1 protein-coding gene and 1 pseudogene are annotated in these 1179 nt (G+C 70.4%); both read right to left on the bottom strand.

What is annotated here, in order from left to right; genetic code table 11:
- Positions 1-695: thioesterase domain-containing protein (locus ACFWF3_RS36590; RefSeq protein WP_379318796.1), on the bottom strand; the 695-nt coding region annotated here is incomplete at its 3' end.
- Between the two features lie 201 nt (positions 696-896).
- Positions 897-1179 (bottom strand): annotated as a pseudogene (locus ACFWF3_RS36585) (hypothetical protein); the annotation flags it as partial.

Here is a 1179-nt window from a genome sequence, read left to right as displayed (position 1 = left end):
CCGAGGAGCCACGAGGGCCGGTGTCCGGCCACCATGCGTGCGGCTGTGGCGCTCAGGTCGGCCAGTCGGTCGAGATCGTCGCCGGTGACGTCGATCGTTCCCGCCGTGGCGGCATTGATCGCCGCGGCGGTGTCGTCGGAGGTCGGGGTTGTCGAACCTTCCACAGCTGCGTCGAAGGCCGGGCTGTCGACACCGAGCAGCGAGGCGATACGGTCAGCCGGCAGCGGCGCCGGGGCGGGCGCCTCGGGGTCGGTGGCGAGAACGACGACACGGACTCGCTCGCCTGCCGCACGGAGCCGAACCGCGACTTCGTGGGCGACGAAACCCCCTGCGGACCAACCGAGTAGCTGGTACGGGCCGTGCGGGGCGATGCGGCGGATCTCGGCGAGACAGCGGGTGGCGTAGTCGCGGATCGTGCGCGGTTCGGCGCTCGCCTGCAGACCGTAGATCGGGACGCGAGGATCGAGGTGGGCGACCAGGCCCGCATAGTTCCAGGCCAGGACCGCTTCCCCGGCCAGGCAGAACAGCGGTGTGCCGTCGACATAGGCGCTGTGCGGGCGGATCGGCAGCACCATCGCCGTCGCCGCGGAATCGGCACGCTCGCCGACGGGCGGCTCCGTCGAACAGGAATCGGGCCGACCTGCCGTCCACCCGCAGGCGGACGGCAGGTCGGCCGGATCGTCAACGGTGCTCACAACACATGATACGTCGCACGAAACCCCCAGCAGCCCAATACTTTCGGGGGCTTCCGCCACAGACCGACCGCGCATCCGAACTCCTTCGCCGACCCGACCACAGATGGTGTGAGTTCCACTGTCGCGCGGGACGGCCCCGACCCCAACCCTCCCCGGGGCCCGGTCTCGCCCACCCAGGTGGCGGTGAATCCACCCTTGGTGTCAATAGGTGTTCGCGGGCAGGCTGCGTGCGCCGGACCACAGATCGTCGATCAAGCGCTCATAGCTGTCGGCGAGGTCGTCGAGGCGGACCCATTCGTCGTAGAAGACCGACTCGGGGGCGCCGGCCAGGCCGACGAACGCCTGGGAACAGTGCTTGGCCAGGCGATCGACCAGGCCGCCGAGGGTTTCGCAGTGTTCGTCCGCCGCGGCGTGCGGAACGGGGGCGGCGAGGATCACCCAGCGGTCGATCGCGCGCATCAGCTGGGCCCGGCGCCGGTCGATG

Source organism: Nocardia sp. NPDC060220, assembly GCF_042727815.1.
Taxonomy (GTDB): domain Bacteria; phylum Actinomycetota; class Actinomycetes; order Mycobacteriales; family Mycobacteriaceae; genus Nocardia.
This window is presented reverse-complemented; position numbering and strand designations above follow the sequence as displayed.